Below are 652 nucleotides of genomic sequence, written 5' to 3'. Positions count from 1 at the left end.
GAGGGTGTTGATAAACTAATGACTTCGCGACATTTATGTGCGATAAGATTACATGAACGAAAAACCGCCATGCCCTAAATGTCAATCAATCAATAGAAGTCGTCAAGAATGGAAAAGTTCAAGGAAAACAAAGATATAAGTGCAAATCATGTTCTTTGCAGTTTACCAGGCTAACTCCTCGCGGTCGGCCTGCACAAGAAAAGGCCATGGCAGTAACCTTGTACACGCTCGGGCTTTCCATACGGGCTATAGCCAGGCTCATTGGGGTTTCTCCGACTGCTGTTTTGAAGTGGATAAAGACATTCGCCAAAACACACTATGAAAAACCTGCGCCCGGTGATGCCATCATTGTTGAACTCGACGAAATGTGGCATTATCTAGGGTCAAAAAAAACAAGCTATGGATCTGGAAAGCTTATCGTAGAGAAACTGGAGAGCTTATTGACTGGGAATGTGGAGGAAGGGATAAGGGTACGCTATCGAAATTGATGGAACGTCTTTCAAGGTGGAAAGTTGAGCTGTTCTGCACGGATAACTGGGGAGTATATCCTGAAGTGATAGTTGCCGATAAACTCTATCAGAGCAAATCACAAACGGTGTACCTTGAGCAGAACAACGGAAGACAGAGACATTGGTTTACGCGTTTCAGGAGG

2 protein-coding genes and 1 pseudogene are annotated in these 652 nt (G+C 44.3%); all 3 read left to right on the top strand.

Going from position 1 to position 652, the window contains the following annotated elements; translation table 11 throughout:
- Positions 1–92: 92 nt before the first annotated feature.
- Positions 93–158: pseudogene (locus tag ACQRA4_RS13850) on the top strand (transposase-like zinc-binding domain-containing protein); the annotation flags it as partial.
- Positions 159–206: 48 nt separating this feature from the next.
- Positions 207–488 (top strand): helix-turn-helix domain-containing protein, encoded by a 282-nt coding sequence (locus ACQRA4_RS13845; RefSeq protein WP_427823630.1) that lies wholly within the window; start codon positions 207–209, stop codon positions 486–488.
- A partial coding sequence (locus tag ACQRA4_RS13840) for an IS1 family transposase (protein WP_427823631.1) occupies positions 404–652 on the top strand: 249 nt, incomplete at its 3' end. The genes ACQRA4_RS13845 and ACQRA4_RS13840, both read left to right, overlap by 85 nt.

This window comes from Desulfovibrio sp. SGI.169 (assembly GCF_050313595.1).
GTDB lineage: Bacteria > Desulfobacterota > Desulfovibrionia > Desulfovibrionales > Desulfovibrionaceae > Desulfovibrio.
The sequence above is the reverse complement of the archived record's forward strand: the minus strand, read 5'-3'. Positions and strand labels throughout refer to the sequence as shown.

Excerpts from the sequence above, each read along its gene's own strand:
- ACQRA4_RS13845 (WP_427823630.1), top strand. The coding sequence starts at position 207 with ATGGCAGTAACCTTGTACACGCTCGGGCTTTCCATACGGGCTATAGCC.